This is a genomic window from Alcaligenes pakistanensis (assembly GCF_014652815.1).
In the GTDB taxonomy this organism is placed as follows: domain Bacteria; phylum Pseudomonadota; class Gammaproteobacteria; order Burkholderiales; family Burkholderiaceae_B; genus Alcaligenes; species Alcaligenes pakistanensis.
In genome coordinates, this window is record NZ_BMZN01000001.1 from 751,908 (window position 1) to 769,041 (window position 17,134).

Consider the following 17,134-nt stretch of genomic DNA (forward strand, 5'->3'; position numbering starts at 1 on the left):
GCTGCACTTTGCAACAGTATGATTCAATCGCAAAATACACTCTTACAACGCTTTACGGTGCAATTGTCATCCGGTACACTGCCTAACAATTCAACGCACAGCAACGTTCGGCAAGGTATGCGCTTTTAGCCATACTTACAGCCCTGATACCCATCAATTGCTGCTAATTTCAGCAAAAATAGGCATCAAGGTTGTGCTGCTGCCCACCAAGTCCTTAAAAAAGCCCTGGTTATGCCGCCACATTACCTGAATCCACCTGCACTTTTGCATATTACTTATCGCAGCGCCAAATATCTTTTGCTGGCCGGTGCACTGGCCCTGACAGGGTGTGCCACTACCGGTACTCAGCAGTCCAGTAAAGACCAGAGTCGTGCAGAACTGGACCACAGTTACTACGCCGATTACGAGTTCCAGACCGAGTCCGATCCTTTGGGTTCTTATCTGGCCAATCGTGCGCGTAATGACATCAATATTGCGTACAGCAGCGATCGTCGCCAAGGGCGTACTGAAAGCCGCAGCAGCCAAACTTCCGCCTCGACTCATGGCCTGGCATCAACTGCCCTGTCCTTTCTAGGTGTTAAATACAGTTTTGGTGGCGACGCCCCCAGCACGGGCTTTGATTGCAGCGGTCTGGTTTCCTACGCGGCTGAGAAATCCCTGGGCCTGAAACTGCCCCGCCAATCCAAAGACATTGCCAAAGAAGGCACCTCGGTTAACCGCAACGAGCTGCGCAAAGGCGATCTGGTCTTTTTCAATACCCGTGGTGCCCGTTTCTCTCACGTAGGCATTTACCTGGGTGACGACAAATTTGTCCATGCTCCTCGCACCGGCGCTGTCGTGCGCGTAGAGAACATGCAAGTGGGCTACTGGAAGAAGCGCTATAACGGTGCTCGCCGTCTGGCCGCCGCTGATATACAGCAGTCTGAAACCCGTCTGCGCAGCGTCAAGTAACGATCGCCCTGCAAGACCCTTCAGCACAAGAAAAAGCCACTGTTCATAGAACAGTGGCTTTTTTTCTACTCTGTAAAGATTCCTTCTTTGCCCCAGTAAGTCATGCCGCCAATCTATTGGCCCTTGGACTTACCGAGCGGACAAGATTCACAATACCCACACTGAGTTAAGGCTTGCTTCATGCTACAAACGGAGCGGCGGCAGGCAACCACTCGAATGCCCGACTTCGTGGCAGCGGCACGGAACGTCTTCATCACGTTGTGGCCCAGGAAATCGGTCAGGAGAATCAGTAAATCGGTACCAGAAGGCAACTGAAGCGTCTTCTTCTGATGGGCAGGATCACGCCCGCTAATATGGTGTTTGATCGAGATATTGTGGATCTTGAGCAAGTCGGGAATATTACCCAAACGATCTGCTCCGACCACGACGGCGCTGACATATTGAGACACAGGAAACTCCATTGGCTAAGAAAGTTGGATAATGATAATCATTCTTATTATCATAGTCAATTGAGTCGATAGCTTGTTTCAATTTTTACTTATAGCCGTTCTCAATAAGTGACTAAGGCCTTCAGCCAGCCCCTCTCGCACCCAAAGCAATAAAGGCCACCTCGATCTGTGGTGGCCTTTATTGATCTATCTTTGCAGCGTCTAAACAGGCGCTATCCGTATAACTTTACTTCGCGCCATTGACCAGTTTTTCGTCCAGAGCGCTAAGCACCACATCGCGGGTCAACTCCGGCGCCAGCATTTCCAGTAACTCAAAAATATAGTCACGCAGGAACGCCCCTGCTTTCACAGCCACCTTGGTATGGTGTGCGCCGAACAAATGTCCGACTGGCAGCCCCACCAGGCCCTTGTCGCGGCGTGGATCAAAAGCAATCCCCGCGATAATGCCAATCCCCAGGCCCACATCGACGTAGGTCTTGATCACGTCAGCATCAATGGCCTCCAGCACAATGTCCGGTGTGATGCCGTGCTTGGCGAAGGCCTCATCAATCGAACCACGACCGGAGAAAGCATGGTCGTAGGTCACGATGGGATATTGGGCCAGTGTCTCAATGGATAGCAACTTGTTGGCCGGCAGATCTGCCAGGGGGTGATCGGGTTTGACCACCACCGTATGCTCCCAGGTGTAGACGGGCAAGGCCACCAAGCCAGGTGTCAAAGCCAGGGTTTCGGTAGCGATAGCTACGTCAGCCTGTTCATGGAGCACCATTTGGGCCAGCACCGGCGGACTGCCTTCCGCCAAGGACATATGGACCTTGGGAAAGCGGCGGCGGAATTCGGGGATCACCTTAGGCAGCAAATATCGTGCCTGGGCGTGCGTACAAGCAATCACCAAGGTGCCTTCATCGCGGCGGGCGAAGTCGTCGCTGACGCGCTTGAGGTTATCGATCTCGCGCATGATGCGGTCAATCACCTCGGCGACGGCTTCTCCCGGTCGGGTCAGGCCCTTAATGCGTTTTCCATGACGTTCAAAAATCTTGATGCCCAGTTCATCTTCAAACTCGATGATCGCCTTGGACACTCCCGGTTGGGAGGTATAGAGCGAACGAGCGGCTTCAGTCAGATTGAAGTTACGTCGGATGGTCTCTCGGACAAAGCGGAATTGTTGAATATTCATATGTTAATAGCCCCAGGTACAGGGCTATTATATGTAATAAGAAACCGCTCGTTTATTGCATTAAGTTATATATATAGATTGAACCATTACGTCATGCTGATTGTGGTGTTGATCGTATTGGCGTGAGCTTGCCAGCGAGCCGTCACTGTTTTGGTCTGCGTCCAGAACTGAACGGCTTGCTTACCATTGGGGCCCAGATCGCCCAGCTTGGACGCACGCGAACCGGTGAAGCTGAACCAGGCCACAGGCACAGGGATAGGAATGTTGATGCCGATCTGGCCCACATCGATACGGTTCTGGAAGTAGCGCGCATGGCCGCCGTCCTGGGTAAAGATGGACACACCATTACCGTTGGGGTTGCGATTAATGAACTGCACCGCTTCCTCCAGGGTGTTGACACGCACGATACACAGCACAGGGCCAAAGATTTCTTCTTCGTAAATGCGCATCTCGGCTTTCACGTCGCTAAAAACGGTTGGACCGACAAAGTTTCCGCTCTCATAACCGGACACCTTCAGACCACGGCCATCCAGCAGCAGCTTGGCGCCTTCTTGTACACCAGCCTCAATCAAGGACTCCACACGCTGGCGCGCACGTGGCGAGACCAGAGGCCCCAAATCGGCTTCACGATCGGTACCGACATTGACTTTCATGGTGGCGGCGCGCTTGACCAGCTCGTCAATCCACTCGCCGCTTTCACCGACCATCACCGCCACCGAAATGGCCATGCAACGTTGGCCTGCTGCACCAAAAGCCGCACCCAACAATTGATTGATCGCCACGTCACGATCTGCATCCGGCATCACGATGCAATGGTTCTTGGCGCCCATCATGGCTTGTGAGCGCTTGCCCGCTTCTGTCGCACGACGGTGAATTTCGGTACCTACTGCGGTCGAGCCAATGAAAGAAACGGCTTTGACCTCAGGGTGCGTGACCAAGGCATTGGCGATATCAGCACCGCCGTGAACCACGTTCAAAACGCCTGGAGGCAAACCAGCTTCCAGAGCCAGCTCGGCCAGCATCAAGCTGGCGCTGGGGTCTTGCTCGGAAGGCTTGAGTACAAAGGTATTACCACAAGCCACGGCCAGCGGGAACATGAAGCACGGCAGCATGACAGGGAAGTTGAACGCGGTCACGCCAGCACACACGCCCAAAGGCTGGATCAAGGTGTAAACATCGATACCACCAGCGGCATTTTCTGCGTATTCGCCTAACTGCATGGAGGCAATGGAACACGCGTACTCGATCACTTCCAGGCCACGCCCCACTTCACCTTCAGCGTCGGGCATGGTTTTGCCATGCTCACGCGAAATGGCCTCGGCCAACTTAGTGCTGTTTTCACGAACCAGACGCTGCAAATTCAGCATGACACGCATGCGAGCGCCCTGGCTGGAATGACGCCAGCTTTCATAGGCTTTAGCTGAACTGGCAATAATGGTTTCCAATTCGTCCATGGTGGCATAAGGCACTTGCGCCACCACCTCCTGGGTCGCTGGATTGAGCACATCGTCCCAACGGGTGCTCTTGGATTGAACATGTTGTCCATCGATCAGCAAAGGTACACGAACCACTTCCGTCATAGCATGTCTCCAATGAATTGCTCAGGCGGCTAAGCCTTATTTGTTATCCCACTTGTATGAGGGTTCTCATCGAGTGTAGAAGCCTCAAGACCCGTTTACCATGTTGAAAAATGCACAGGAGCTGGGCATTTATGCACAAGTCTTTTTCAAGGCGGGCCCATCAAGATGGATTGGGATAATCTGCGTTATTTTCTGGAAGTGGCCCGCTGCCAACGGATCAGCTTGGCCGCTCAACGGCTGGGCGTGCAGCACAGCACCGTCGCCCGTCGCATCCAGGCCCTGGAGCAAGAACTAGGTTTGCGCCTGTTTCATAAGTCCACTGTTAGCGGCTACAGCCTGACCAGCGAAGGTCTGAACCTGCAACAGCGCATGGAACCCGTCGAAAGCCGTCTGTTGGCAGCTCGTGATGCCATTACAGGCAAGGCACGGCCCTTGACCGGCAAGCTACGCTTGGGCTGCACCGAAGCGTTTGGCAGTTATGTGCTGACCCCTTTATTGAGTATTTTTCAGACCCAATACCCAGAACTGACCCTGGAGTTACTGCCCGTCCCCCGCCCAATCAGCCTGTCACGTCGGGATGCGGATTTGGCTATTGCCCTGGAGCGCCCCCAACGCGGCCCTTACTGGTGCACACGTCTGGCAGATTACAGCTTGCGGCTTTACGCCCATCAGGACTACCTGAATGCCCATCCGCCTATAGAAAGCGTGCAGGATCTTTCTCAGCACCGCTTTATTGCCTATGTGGATGATCTGGTTTTCAGCGACAGCCTGCGCTATCTGGAGGAGATTGTCAGATCGGCAGCGGTGCGGTTTCGCAGCACCAGTGTGATTGCTCAATATCAGGCCACTTTGCAGGGACAAGGCATTGCTGTGCTGCCCTGCTTTCTGGCCAAGACGGACCCGCGTTTGCGCTGTGTGCTGCCAGATCAGGTAGAACTGCGACGTCGCTTCTGGATGTTTTGCCACGAGGAGCAGCGTCAAAATCCCAGCTTGACCCGGCTATGGCACTTTCTTAAACAGTCTGTGGAGGAACGGCAGGATCTGCTGGACGGGGTTTAGCAAGCGACGTCCAGGCACAAGAAGACAATAAAAAAGGGGCGATACGCGACTTTCTATACTCAGATTGTCGCCGGGGGCTTAGGAGCCTTAATGCGCAGCTTGCGCCACATCATAAAGACCATCACCAGCAAGAACACCACGTGAACCAGCCACAGACCAATTTCAAAATCCAGCTGGTCGCGTCGTATCCAGCCGCGCGACAAGTTGATCAAGTTCATATACAGCAGCCCCACCAGGCCAGCCACCAGGATATTGCCCGAGCGGCCCATACGCGGATTGACCGCCCCCAGGGGAATTGCCAGCAAGGCCAGGTTCAAGGCGGCCAAGGGTAAAGCCAGTCGCCACATGATTTGAGAGCGGGACTCGCTATCGCCGTCGCTAAATAGCAAGCTGGTTTGGCGTGCCTTGATCTGCTGCTCGGCCCGCGAACGGATAGTTTCTGCGGTATTGCCAGTGTCACGGCTTTCCAGACGCATGCCATAGCTTTGAAAGTCCACCATGCGAAATTCCGCTTGCCCCGGCTTCAAGTCATAGCGATGGCCTTCGGTCAGGACCAAAAAGCGGTCGCCATTAGGCTGCTCTTCCATACGAGCACTTTGGGCGGTCACAATGCTCAACCACTGCGGATCGATCACGCGGGCGATGACATTGCCCAGCTCATCGCCATCTTTTTCAGGCGAATCCGCGTAAAACACGCGTGCGCCGTCATCAGACTCGATAAACTGGCCAGCAGTCACCTTGCTTAAGTCCGAACGCTGCTCAAAACGCTGGCGATATTCGGCAATCTGGCGGTAAGCCCAGGGTGAGGCTTGTAAAGTCAGCACGGCAATCAGGATGGCAACCGGCACGGCGCACTGTAAAACCGGAGTCACCCAGTTTTTCAGAGACAGGCCACTGGCAAACCAGACCACCATTTCGGATTCCCGGAAACTGCGAGTCACGGTCGTGAGCACGGCAATGAACAGGGAAACAGCCAAAATGATTGGCAAAGCGGTAATACTGGAAAACGCAGCCAGACCGAGCACCACATCAGGCCCAATCGTGCCATTGGCGGCTTCGCCTAACAAACGCACCAGAAGTACACTAAGCCACACAATCAGCAAAGTGGACAGTACAACGCCACTGTGACTTAAGATTTCGGATACCGCAGAGCGTTTAAATAGAGACATATGAGAATTTGCGAGATAATCGCAGGTACGATTTGCGACACACTGAGGATAGTTGAATGGAATTTAGCACACAGACATCCGCTTCTTTGCACCAAATTAAGACAGCCGCGCTAGGCGTAGGCGTCTTTGCCGAGGGCATTCTAAGCCCCGCCGCGGAACTTATTGACCGCGCCAGCAATGGAGCCGTCAGCGCCGCCGTCAAAGCCGAGTTTAAAGGCAAGCCCAATACCCATCTGGTGCTGCGCAATCTGCCCGGTGTTAAGGCCGAACGCATCATTTTAGTCGGCTTAGGCGCTCAAGAGGAATACAAAGCAGCAACTCATACCCAAGCACAGGCTTGCCTGGCTTCCTACTGCCTCAAAGTAGACCTGAAAGAAGCCGTTTCTGCCCTGGCCAGCATTGACTGCAAAGGCACGACCCTGCGCAGCCGCGCTCAAGACGCTGCTGTGGCCGTTTGCCGCGCCAGCTACCGCTACACGGCAACATTCAGCAAGCCAGAACCTGCTCCCCAACTGAGCCAGTTCCTGCTGTGGACGGCCCGCACTCAAGCCAGCGAAGCCAAGGCTGGTCTGGAACAAGGTCAGGCTATTGGTAACGGTGTGAACCTGACGCGCTTGCTGGCTGACTTGCCCGGCAATATCTGCACCCCCACCTACCTGGGCAAGACCGCTAAACAGCTGGCCAAGGAATTCAAGACGCTAAAAGCCGAAGTACTGGAGCGCAAGCAGATTGAAGCCCTGAAAATGGGTTCTTTCCTGTCCGTTGCCAAAGGCTCGGATGAACCGCCTGCGTTCATCGTACTGCGCCACACCCCCAGCACCAAGACCAAACACGAGGACGGCCCTATCGTTCTGGTGGGTAAAGGCCTGACCTTCGACTCGGGCGGTATTTCCATTAAGCCTGCCGGCAATATGGACGAGATGAAGTACGACATGGGCGGTGCTGCCAGTGTCCTGGGCACCATGCGCGCCATTGCTGAACTGAATATTGACCGTGAAGTCATTGCTGTAGTGGCTTCTTGCGAAAACATGCCTAGCGGCCGCGCCAACAAACCCGGTGACGTCGTAACCAGCATGTCGGGTCAGACCATCGAAATCCTGAATACAGACGCCGAAGGCCGTCTGGTGCTGTGCGATGCCCTGACCTATGTGGAGCGCTTCAAACCCGCTGCCGTGATCGATATGGCGACCCTGACCGGTGCTTGCGTAGTGGCTCTGGGCCACGTCAACTCTGGCTTGTTCTCCACTGACGATGCACTGGCCGACGAGCTGCTGCAGGCTGGCAAGCAAACTGGAGACACCGCATGGCGCATGCCTATGGACGACGCTTACCAGGAGCAACTGCGCTCGAACTTCGCGGACATGGCCAATATTGGTGGCCCCCCCGCCGGTTCGGTCACTGCCGCTTGCTTCCTGGCACGCTTTGCCAAAGCCTACCGCTGGGCTCACCTGGACATCGCCGGCACTGCCTGGCGTGGTGGCAAGGACAAGGGTGCCACGGGCCGTCCCGTACCTATGCTGGTTCAGTACCTGCTTAATCAGTGTCGCTAAGCATGACCCGCGTCGATTTTGCTTTCGGCGCACCAGATCGCTTGCGCATGGCCTGCGAGGTCGTGCGCAAGCACTACGAGGCGGGCCGTCAGGTGGTGGTGTATTTGTCTGATGCACGCCTGCTGGCCCGTTTCGACCGTCTGCTATGGGGCTTTGAATCCACGGCCTTTGTGCCGCATGTGGGAGCAGAAGACCCCCTGGCAGCCAGTACCCCGATTTTGTTGACCAGTGCCGCGCCCGTACCGGCCGGTGAACAAAGTTGGCTGTTAAATCTGGATGCCCAATGCCCACCCGGTTTCGAACAATTCCCCCGTATTCTGGAAATTGTGTCTGAGCAGGAGGCCGACCGTACCCAGGCTCGCGAACGCTGGCGTGTGTACCAGACACAGGGCTGTCAACTGCATGCCCATAAACTGGGTACTTGAATAATAAAGAAGATTCTTGATTATTCAGGTACTTGTCAGTTATTCTTGACCACTGATCTCTCTGTATTCTAAGGACTCATCATGAGCGAATTTCGTCAATCAAGCTTGCCTGAGCATAACGGCACCCTGGGCGCCCAGTCGCTGATTGCTCGCAATCGCGTCCTGCGCAACACCTACTGGCTGCTGGCCCTGTCCATGATTCCCACCGTGTTGGGAGCCTTGCTGGGCTTGTCGTCGGGCATTAATCGGGTCATGGGCGCCAGCCCCGGCATGAGCGCCATTGTTTTCCTGGTCGGTGCCTTTGGCCTGATGTACCTGGTCGAAAAGAACAAGAACAGCTCGCTGGGCGTTGCCCTGCTGATGGCTTTCACCTTTTTCATGGGCATCATGTTGTCGCGCCTGCTGGGCTTTGTCCTGGGTATGGGTAATGGCGCACAGCTGATCATGCTGGCCTTTGGCGGTACCGCTGCGGTCTTTGGCACGATGGCAACGATTGCCAGCACTACCAAGCGTGATTTCTCCGGCATGCAGAAGTTCCTGTTTGTTGGCGCGGTCATTTTGTTGGTTGCTGCTTTGGCCAACATCTTCCTGCAACTGCCTGCCCTGATGCTGACCATCTCGGTCATGGCCATCGGTATTTTCTCGGCCTTCTTGCTGGTTGATCTGCAGCGCGTCATCAATGGTGGTGAAACCAACTACGTGTCGGCCACGCTGGCGATCTACCTGGACGTCTACAACATCTTCAGCAACCTGCTGATGCTGTTGGGTATTTTGGGCGGCAACCGCGAATAAGATCGCGAGCCTGCGCTCCCCAAGCCCCCTTTCCGAAGGGGGCTTTTTTTATGCGCTGCAAGGCCGTGGATAGCCAGACAGGAAACCATTTCAGGCCTCCTGTTAAGCCAAGCTCCCCAAAGCCTACGGACAGCAAAAAAACACCGACCCGCCTTGTAAATCCGCCAGGATAAATCACCCTGACAAGGCACCCTGTTTTTCGTGTCCTTGGACAGGCGCGCGGGTATAGTAAACCCTATAGAAAAATTTCCCCTTTGGAGAACACTGGTGGCCGTCTTTGAAACTCAACATATAGTCGATAATCTGCGCGGAGCCCGCGAAGAATGGCGACAGGCGCATCAACGCTTGAACGAGCTTGAAGGCCAGGAATTCCCGTCAGTACAAGCTTTGATTCAAGTCACCGAGCAGCTCAAAGGCATCTTGTTTCCCATGCGTCTGGGCAGCCCGGAGCTGCGCCGCGAGTACGAAGATCACTTTGTTGGTCACCACCTGGGACAGGCTCTGAACACTCTGCTGCAGCAAGCCCGCATCGAACTGCAACGCGCTGCCTTGTTAAATGGTGGCCAGCACGACCGTTGCACCATTGAGAACCGAGCCCACACCGCCATTCAATCCTTTGCCAATATGCTGCCTGATTTACGCCGCACGCTGGATCTGGACGTGGTCGCGGCCTATCAAGGTGACCCCGCCGCGCGCAACGTAGATGAAGTGCTTTTGTGCTATCCCGGCCTGCTGGCCATGATTCATCACCGCATCGCCCATGCCTTGACCAATCTGGGCTTGCCCCTGACAGCCCGCATTATTGCTGAACTGGCCCACAGCCAGACCGGTATTGATATTCACCCCGGTGCGCAAATTGACCACTCCTGTTTCATCGACCACGGCACGGGAGTGGTGATTGGCGAGACAGCCATCATTGGCAAGCGAGTGCGTATTTACCAGGCGGTAACCTTGGGCGCCAAGCGCTTTAGCAAAGACGAAAAAGGCTTGCTGCTTAAAGGTCAGCCACGTCACCCGATTGTCGAGGACGACGTCGTCATTTATGCGGGTGCCACGATTTTGGGTCGTGTGACCTTGGGGGCCGGTTCCACCATTGGCGGCAATGTCTGGATTACCGAAGACGTAGCTGCCGGTTGTTCGGTGACTCAGGCCAACTTGCTGCGTAATCAGCCTGACTGTCCAGAAAACTTGCGCTAAGCGCCCCTAACCCTTTAGTTTAAAAACCGGCGCAACGATCCAAGCAGTCTCTGAATAGAGCATCCCGACACCAACAAAAACGACTCCTTCACCAGGAGTCGTTTTTGTATTGGGGTGGTGTAGCAAGCCTGGATCATTTAAGCCCTCCATCCGGGGCCATACAGCGACAGGCTCTCTATGGGTGCCCTAGCCTGCTGCACCGACTCTTAAGCCTTGGGAGGCGGCGCAGGAGGGCCTGGGCGCAGCATCTTGATGAATCCTTCCAAGGCCATCAGAAAAATAGCAATCCAGATCGGAATATAAGTCCACCATTGGCTTGCACTCATGGGCTCGTCCAGCAGCAGATACGCCACCCAGAATAAGAGCACCGGCTCCACATACCCTAGAATCCCGAACAGCGCCAAAGGCAGCTGACGACTGGCCGACAAGTAGCTCACCAGTGCGACGGAGCTGATCAAGCCCAAGACCGGGACCTGCCAGAACAGGCGCGGTTCACCCGTGAACATGCCCCACATCTGCGTATCCTGGACAAAAAGCAGCCAGCAAGCGGGCAAGAAAAGAAAGCTCAGGTCAAACCAGAGGGACGCCAGAGATCCCAGTCGCAAATAGCGGCGCAACATGAAATACGGTGGGTAACCCAGGACAACAACCGCAGTCGCCCAGGACACAGTCCCCACCCTAAACAGCTCATGCAGCACGCCCAGCCCCGCCAGCGCGACCGCAATCCACTGAATACGGCTCAAGCTGTCTTTGTAGATGACACGTCCCACCAGCACCATCATCAGCGGCAAGAGGAAATAGCCCAGCGAAACGTCCAAGGCCATTTGATGCAAGGGAGCCCAGACAAAAATCCAGAGCTGCACACCCACCAGAATGGCCGCCAAAAGCAGTAAAGCAAAATAGCGCCAGTTACCCGGCCAGTGACGCAAAACCCAACGTACTTCACGCCAGCGTCGCGCACGCGTAATGACCAAAGCCAAAGCGGGTAGCCCCAGCACAATTCGCCACGCGAAAATCTGCTCCCCGCTTAAGGGATGCAGAACAGTAGCGTAGTAGTACAGACAAGCAAATAAAGCCGAGGCCAGAACCGACAGCACTACCCCTTGTTTCATACGCTCGCCTCAGCCATTTTCTGTCGTCGTAGATAAGACTGCCCCAGAGCGAACAAACGATCACGCTTTAATAAGGTGTGCGTATCCAGGGCTTGCGCCTCTGGCGTCAGCATCAAGGCAGGCAAGTCATCCAGCAAGCGCTGCATCAGTTCGGGCTGAGCAGCCATGTACGAATTGAGCAACTGGTCTGGGTCCCACAAACTGATACCCAGGCGACGCAACTCGGAACGATTAAAGTCTTTCAGATTGCGGGTCAGGATACCCACGCTGTGCTCAGGATAATGCTGCTGCGCCAGGCGTGCACTGGCAATCACATGCCAGTCCTTGGGATCGGAATAGCGCAAATTCTTTTTGAACTCACTGCTATCACCTAAGTCTGCGTCGGGATAGCGTTGCTGCAAGGCTTCCCATTGCTCTTCAATAGAAGTGGGCATCACCTTCCAGAGCCGGCCTGCATTTCTGCGCCACTCATCTCCAATAATCGGGCTCCAGACGGGTTTGAACAACTGCTCGTCAGCCACTGCCAGAAGCAAGCGGCGCAAGACATTGGAGATCAGTACGCAAGTATCCAGAACCAGCACGGAAGGAAGGGAGACGGCCATATTAATAGCGTTGCAGCTGCATAAGAACGGAACGGGTGTGTAAGGGGCGACCCAGCAGGCTGTTCAAGCGCTCGCGCAAACGTATGCGCAGCTCGGGCTCACCGACTGGATCATTGAAATCAGGTGTGGCTTCATCCATGCCATAGCCCGTTTCCGTCAGCAGCACCCACTCAAAGCGTCGCAGAGCGCCTGCCACGGGCGGACGAGGCACCTGTGTCAGATGCACCAGCGCTTCTTCGTAGGCATCAAATAAAACAGGGTGTGGGTCTTCTCGTGGCAACAAGCGAATCAATAATTCGTTCATATACCAGGCCGACATCAAGGCACGCCCCTTTAAAGGACGAATCCCGGCACAGTCGGCGCGTATCAGCGTTTTGACCTCGTTTTTGCCCGACCACGACAACAACAAAGGCTGAAACACAGACAAAGCAGGCCGCAAAATAGAATGCGGCCTCTTAGCGCCTTTGGCAACCAGGGGCACCAGCCCGTGATTGCGCGTAAAGGCATGACAGATCAGCGACGTTTCACGCCATGCACTGGTGTGCAGGATGTAGCCGGCTTCGTCCTGAAAGCGATGACGAAGGTTACTCATACCCCAGGTCGCGCAGGACCGCTTCACGATCGGACCAACCCTTACGCACCTTGATGTACACATCCAGGAACACGGGCTTGTCGAGCAGCTTGGTAATATCCTGGCGCGCCTCGGTTGCAATACGCTTCATGTGCATGCCACCGGCTCCCAACAGAATCGGGCGGTGACTTTCACGCTCCACTACCACGCAGGCGGAAATACGAGCGCCCTGCTCGTTCTCTTCCCACTGCTCGATGACAACAGTACAACCGTAAGGCAGCTCGTCACCCACCAGGCGGAAGATCTTTTCACGCAGCAGTTCAGACGTAATGAAGCGCACCGAACGGTCGGTAATTGTCTCTGCATCAAACATGGCCTCGCCTTCCGGCAAGCGGCCAGCGATCTCGTTCAGCAAACTGTCCAGCTGCAGGCGCTTGGCCGCGCTAACTGGGATCACAGCGCCGTAATCGAACTCCTGGGACAGGCGAGCGATGTAAGGCAAGAGATCATTTTTGCTCTTGAGGGCATCAACTTTATTGATGACCAGAATGGTTTTGCCGCCTTTAGGCAACAAAGGCAGCAGTTCAGCATCGGAGGCCGACCATTTACCGGCCTCGACCACATGCACCACCACGTCCACATCGGCCAGGGCCTGGGTGACAACGCGGTTCATCATGCGGTTCATGGCACCGCCATGCTTGGTTTGAAAGCCGGGGGTGTCCACAAACACCATTTGATCGTGATCGCGAGTCAGCACGCTATTGATGCGATGACGAGTGGTCTGCGCTTTGCGCGACACAATCGAAATCTTGCTGCCAATCAAGGCATTGGCCAGCGTGGACTTCCCTACGTTCGGGCGTCCAACAATAGCCACGAAGCCGCAGCGAAAGGGGGTCTCTGTCATTCTGTTTCCTGCGACACTGCCACGGGCAGAGTCAATTGTGAGGGGCGACGATGGCGACTGGCGCGCGTCGTCTTGGCTGGAAATTCAGCTTCTAAAATAGCAATGGCCTGCGTCGCGGCGGCTTGTTCAGCCGCACGGCGGCTACTGCCACTGGCACGTACATGGATATTGAGCTTGGCGATCGTGCATTCGATATCGAACAACTGATCGTGGGCTGCGCCATGTGTGGCCACCACGGTATACACCGGCAAATCCAGCTTGCGACCCTGCAGCAGTTCTTGCAGCAAGGTTTTGGGATCTTTTCCTAAGGTTTTGGGGTCCACATCCACCAGCATGGGTTCATACAGCTGGGTGATGACGGTTTGCGCCTGGATGAAACCGGCATCCAAAAAAACGGCGCCAAAAATCGCTTCCAACGCATCCGCCAAAATGGACGGACGGCGGAAACCACCGCTTTTCAGCTCCCCTTCTCCCAGACGCAAATAGTCCGACAAACCCAGGCGGGTAGCGATCTCGGCCAGGGCAGCCTGCTTGACCAGATTGGCCCGCAAGCGCGACAAGTCGCCTTCATCGATGCGTTGGAAACGGTCAAACAACAAGGCCGCAACCGTGAAGTTCAGTACCGAGTCGCCCAGAAACTCCAGCCGCTCGTTGTGACGAGCGCTGTGGCTACGATGGGTCAAGGCCTGCTCCAGCAGGCCTGTGTCTTTAAAGGAGTAGCCGATAGCGGCTTCAAGCAAAGCAAGACGTTTCATTAATGGAAGCGACCTATACGGCTAAGTTCGCGGAAATTCATCCAGATAAAGAAGGCGCGTCCCACAATATTCTCATCGGGCACAAAGCCCCAATAACGACTGTCCAGACTATTGTCGCGATTGTCTCCCATGACAAAATAATTCCCCTTGGGCACCACACAAGAGATGCCGTTGGAGAAGTACTCACAGGAATCACGGTTGGGGAACGCCACGATAGGCATCAAACCTTGGGGCTGAGTCTTGTTCAGCAAAATGTTGTGCTGTACTTTGCCCAGCTCTTCCAGATAACGCCCAATGTAGGCCGAACGATCAGGTTCGTAATAATCACCACTGCGCACTTGGGTAACCACCTGCCCATTAACAGACAAGACCTTGTCACGGTATTCCACACGGTCACCGGGCACGCCGACCACTCGCTTGATGTAGTCGACAGTCGTATCCACAGGGTAACGGAACACAATCACATCGCCGCGTTCAGGGTGGCCCAAGGGGATCACCTTGGTACCACTGACCGGCAGGCGAATGCCGTATTCGTACTTATTCACCAAAATCAGATCGCCATTTTTCAGCGTAGGCAACATGGAGCCCGACGGAATGCGAAAGGGCTCGATGATAAAAGAGCGCAATACAAACACGAACAAAATGACTGGGAAAAAACTGACGCCATACTCGATCCACCAGGGCATGCGATTGGCCTGGTCATACGCTTCCTGGCGCAGTTGCTGCAAATGTTCGGGGTCCTGAGCCGCCGTTTCCGGTACTGCCTGCATCGCAGCCTGCGCACGCGCCAGACGGCGGCCACGCAAGGAAAAACGATCCAAAGACCAGATCACGCCGGTCAGTATCAGCAGCACAAACAAAATCAGAGCGAAATCCCAGCTCATCGGTTTCCTTTAAAGAAATTAACGCAGTCCTGGCTACGGTCGGCTTGGGGCGCCGACCACAGCATTACTTATCCTCGACCTGCAAAATTGCCAAAAAGGCTTCCTGCGGAATTTCTACGTTCCCAACTTGCTTCATCCGCTTCTTACCGGCTTTTTGCTTCTCAAGCAGCTTTTTCTTACGTGAGATATCGCCGCCATAACACTTGGCCAGCACGTTCTTGCGCAGTGCCTTGACGTTCTCGCGCGAAATAACTTCAGCGCCAATGGCGGCCTGAATAGCAATATCAAACATCTGACGCGGGATCAAGGCGCGCATCTTGGAGACCACTTCGCGTCCGCGGTAACGTGCATTGCTACGGTGCACGATCATGGACAGAGCATCGACCCGGTCACTATTGATCAGGATGTCCACCTTGACCACATCAGCAGAACGGTATTCCTTGAACTCGTAGTCCATGGAGGCATAGCCGCGCGACACAGACTTGAGGCGGTCAAAGAAGTCCAGCACGATCTCGGCCAGTGGCATTTCATAGACCAGATTCACCTGACGGCCATGATAGGTCATATTTAACTGCAAACCGCGCTTGACTGTACACAGCGTCATGACCGGACCCACGTATTCCTGCGGCATTAGCAGCGAAACCACAACAATCGGTTCGCGTACGTCTTCAATATGGGACACCTCCGGCATGCGGGAGGGGCTTTCAATCATGATGACTTCGCCGTCACGACGCTCGACTTCATACACCACTGACGGCGCAGTCGTGATGATGTCCATGTCGAATTCGCGCTCCAGACGTTCCTGGACGATTTCCATGTGCAGCAGACCCAAAAAGCCGCAACGGAAACCAAAACCCAGTGCCTGAGACACCTCGGGTTCAAACATCAGAGAGGAGTCGTTCAGTTTCAGCTTTTCCAGCGAATCGCGCAGCTGATCATATTCGCTGCTTTCCACTGGGTATAAGCCGGCGAACACCTGAGGCTTCACTTCCTTGAAACCAGGCAAGGCTTTTTCAGCAGGCTTGCCCGCCAAGGTGATGGTGTCACCAACTTTGGCGTGTTCCAGCTCTTTAATACCCGCAATGATGAAGCCCACCTCACCTGCCGACAAATGAGGACGGTTTTCCGATTTGGGTGTAAACACGCCCAGATGCTCAACCAAATGCGTGGCACGGGTTGCCATCAGCAGGATCTTCTCTTTAGGCTTGAGCACTCCATTGACGATACGCACCAGCATGACCACGCCCACGTAGTTGTCAAACCAGGAGTCAATGATCAAGGCCTGCAAGGGCGCGGTGGGGTCACCCACGGGCGCAGGCACACGCGCCACGATGGTTTCCAGAATATCGTCAATGCCCAGACCGGTTTTGGCACTGGCCTCGATGGCCTCGCTGGCATCAATCCCAATAACGTCTTCCACTTCCTGACGGGCGGCATCGGGGTCGGCCGAAGGCAAGTCCATCTTGTTGAGCACAGGAATCACTTCCACGCCCTGTTCCAACGCGGTATAGCAGTTGGCAACGGTCTGCGCTTCCACACCTTGGGAGGCATCGACCACCAGCAAAGCCCCTTCACAAGCCGACAGGGAACGACTGACTTCATAAGAGAAGTCCACGTGGCCGGGGGTATCGATCAGGTTGAGGTTGTAAACCTTGCCATCCTTGGCCGTGTAGTGCAAAGCAGCTGTCTGGGCCTTAATCGTAATGCCACGCTCTTTCTCGATGTCCATCGAATCCAGAACCTGAGTCGACATCTCGCGGTCGGCCAGGCCACCACAGCGTTGGATCAGGCGGTCAGCCAAGGTCGATTTGCCATGATCGATGTGGGCAATAATAGAGAAATTGCGGATGTGGTCCATAAACCCGTTAATAAACAAAGAAAATGTTGAGGCGCAATGCCAGAGAGACGGCACAAGAAAGGGGCGCCCATGACGCCCCTTTTCAGTCCACGCGCCTGA

The 17,134-nt window shown here is 54.9% G+C and carries 17 protein-coding genes; 6 read left to right on the forward strand and 11 right to left on the reverse strand.

The genetic code is table 11. From position 1 onward, the window contains the following. Positions 1–231 precede the first annotated feature (231 nt). Positions 232–951: a C40 family peptidase gene (locus IE156_RS03465; RefSeq protein WP_189391067.1), complete on the forward strand. Its 720-nt coding sequence runs from the start codon at positions 232–234 to the stop codon at positions 949–951. A gap of 113 nt (positions 952–1,064) precedes the next feature. Here IE156_RS03465 and IE156_RS03470 read toward each other — a convergent pair whose 3' ends face one another. The 3 genes from IE156_RS03470 to IE156_RS03480 form a co-directional block, all read right to left on the reverse strand. After that, complete coding sequence (locus IE156_RS03470; protein ID WP_189391068.1) at positions 1,065–1,400, reverse strand: DUF2325 domain-containing protein; 336 nt, start codon at positions 1,398–1,400, stop codon at positions 1,065–1,067. A 226-nt stretch (positions 1,401–1,626) separates the two neighbouring features. Then, on the reverse strand, positions 1,627–2,577 hold the full coding sequence (locus tag IE156_RS03475; protein WP_189391069.1) for a CysB family HTH-type transcriptional regulator: 951 nt from the start codon (positions 2,575–2,577) through the stop codon (positions 1,627–1,629). Positions 2,578–2,663: 86 nt separating this feature from the next. Beyond that, on the reverse strand, positions 2,664–4,157 hold the full coding sequence (locus IE156_RS03480) for a CoA-acylating methylmalonate-semialdehyde dehydrogenase (protein WP_189391070.1): 1,494 nt from the start codon (positions 4,155–4,157) through the stop codon (positions 2,664–2,666). A gap of 165 nt (positions 4,158–4,322) precedes the next feature. Here IE156_RS03480 and IE156_RS03485 point away from each other — a divergent pair, with 165 nt between their 5' ends. Beyond that, entirely contained in the window at positions 4,323–5,216 is an 894-nt protein-coding gene (locus tag IE156_RS03485) for a LysR family transcriptional regulator (RefSeq protein ID WP_189391071.1), read from the forward strand. Between the two features lie 59 nt (positions 5,217–5,275). Here the strand turns inward: IE156_RS03485 and lptF are convergent, their stop codons facing one another. Next, positions 5,276–6,385: an LPS export ABC transporter permease LptF gene (gene lptF, locus IE156_RS03490; protein WP_189391072.1), complete on the reverse strand. Its 1,110-nt coding sequence runs from the start codon at positions 6,383–6,385 to the stop codon at positions 5,276–5,278. Positions 6,386–6,441: 56 nt separating this feature from the next. Between lptF and IE156_RS03495 the strand changes: the two genes are divergently transcribed. The 4 genes from IE156_RS03495 to epsC all read left to right on the forward strand — a co-directional run bounded on the left by IE156_RS03495 (position 6,442) and on the right by epsC (position 10,349). After that, complete coding sequence (locus IE156_RS03495; protein WP_189391073.1) at positions 6,442–7,935, forward strand: leucyl aminopeptidase; 1,494 nt, start codon at positions 6,442–6,444, stop codon at positions 7,933–7,935. A 2-nt stretch (positions 7,936–7,937) separates the two neighbouring features. Continuing rightward, positions 7,938–8,360 (forward strand): DNA polymerase III subunit chi, encoded by a 423-nt coding sequence (locus IE156_RS03500; RefSeq protein WP_189391074.1) that lies wholly within the window; start codon positions 7,938–7,940, stop codon positions 8,358–8,360. 81 nt (positions 8,361–8,441) lie between these two features. After that, the gene (locus IE156_RS03505; protein WP_189391075.1) at positions 8,442–9,152 is read left to right on the forward strand and encodes a Bax inhibitor-1/YccA family protein; all 711 of its coding nucleotides are present in this window, start codon (positions 8,442–8,444) and stop codon (positions 9,150–9,152) included. A gap of 267 nt (positions 9,153–9,419) precedes the next feature. Beyond that, positions 9,420–10,349, forward strand: a complete 930-nt coding sequence (epsC, locus tag IE156_RS03510; RefSeq protein WP_189391076.1) for a serine O-acetyltransferase EpsC — start codon at positions 9,420–9,422, stop codon at positions 10,347–10,349. A 206-nt stretch (positions 10,350–10,555) separates the two neighbouring features. Here the strand turns inward: epsC and rarD are convergent, their stop codons facing one another. The 7 genes from rarD to lepA all read right to left on the reverse strand — a co-directional run bounded on the left by rarD (position 10,556) and on the right by lepA (position 17,035). Continuing rightward, complete coding sequence (rarD, locus tag IE156_RS03515; protein WP_189391077.1) at positions 10,556–11,461, reverse strand: EamA family transporter RarD; 906 nt, start codon at positions 11,459–11,461, stop codon at positions 10,556–10,558. Further along, complete coding sequence (locus IE156_RS03520; RefSeq protein WP_189391078.1) at positions 11,458–12,063, reverse strand: PIN domain-containing protein; 606 nt, start codon at positions 12,061–12,063, stop codon at positions 11,458–11,460. Before IE156_RS03520 ends, rarD begins: the two co-directional genes overlap by 4 nt. Position 12,064: 1 nt before the next feature. Continuing rightward, on the reverse strand, positions 12,065–12,655 hold the full coding sequence (recO, locus tag IE156_RS03525; protein ID WP_189391079.1) for a DNA repair protein RecO: 591 nt from the start codon (positions 12,653–12,655) through the stop codon (positions 12,065–12,067). Next, on the reverse strand, positions 12,648–13,538 hold the full coding sequence (gene era, locus IE156_RS03530) for a GTPase Era (protein ID WP_189391080.1): 891 nt from the start codon (positions 13,536–13,538) through the stop codon (positions 12,648–12,650). Before era ends, recO begins: the two co-directional genes overlap by 8 nt. After that, positions 13,535–14,293 carry a ribonuclease III gene (rnc, locus tag IE156_RS03535; protein ID WP_189391081.1) on the reverse strand — a complete coding sequence of 253 codons (759 nt, stop codon included), beginning with the start codon at positions 14,291–14,293 and terminating at the stop codon, positions 13,535–13,537. The genes era and rnc overlap by 4 nt, the downstream gene beginning before the upstream one ends. Then, positions 14,293–15,177 (reverse strand): signal peptidase I, encoded by an 885-nt coding sequence (gene lepB, locus IE156_RS03540; RefSeq protein ID WP_189391082.1) that lies wholly within the window; start codon positions 15,175–15,177, stop codon positions 14,293–14,295. The genes rnc and lepB overlap by 1 nt, the downstream gene beginning before the upstream one ends. Positions 15,178–15,241: 64 nt before the next feature. After that, a complete protein-coding gene (gene lepA / locus IE156_RS03545) occupies positions 15,242–17,035 on the reverse strand; it encodes a translation elongation factor 4 (RefSeq protein WP_189391083.1) in 1,794 nt (597 codons plus the stop codon). Positions 17,036–17,134: the final 99 nt, after the last annotated feature.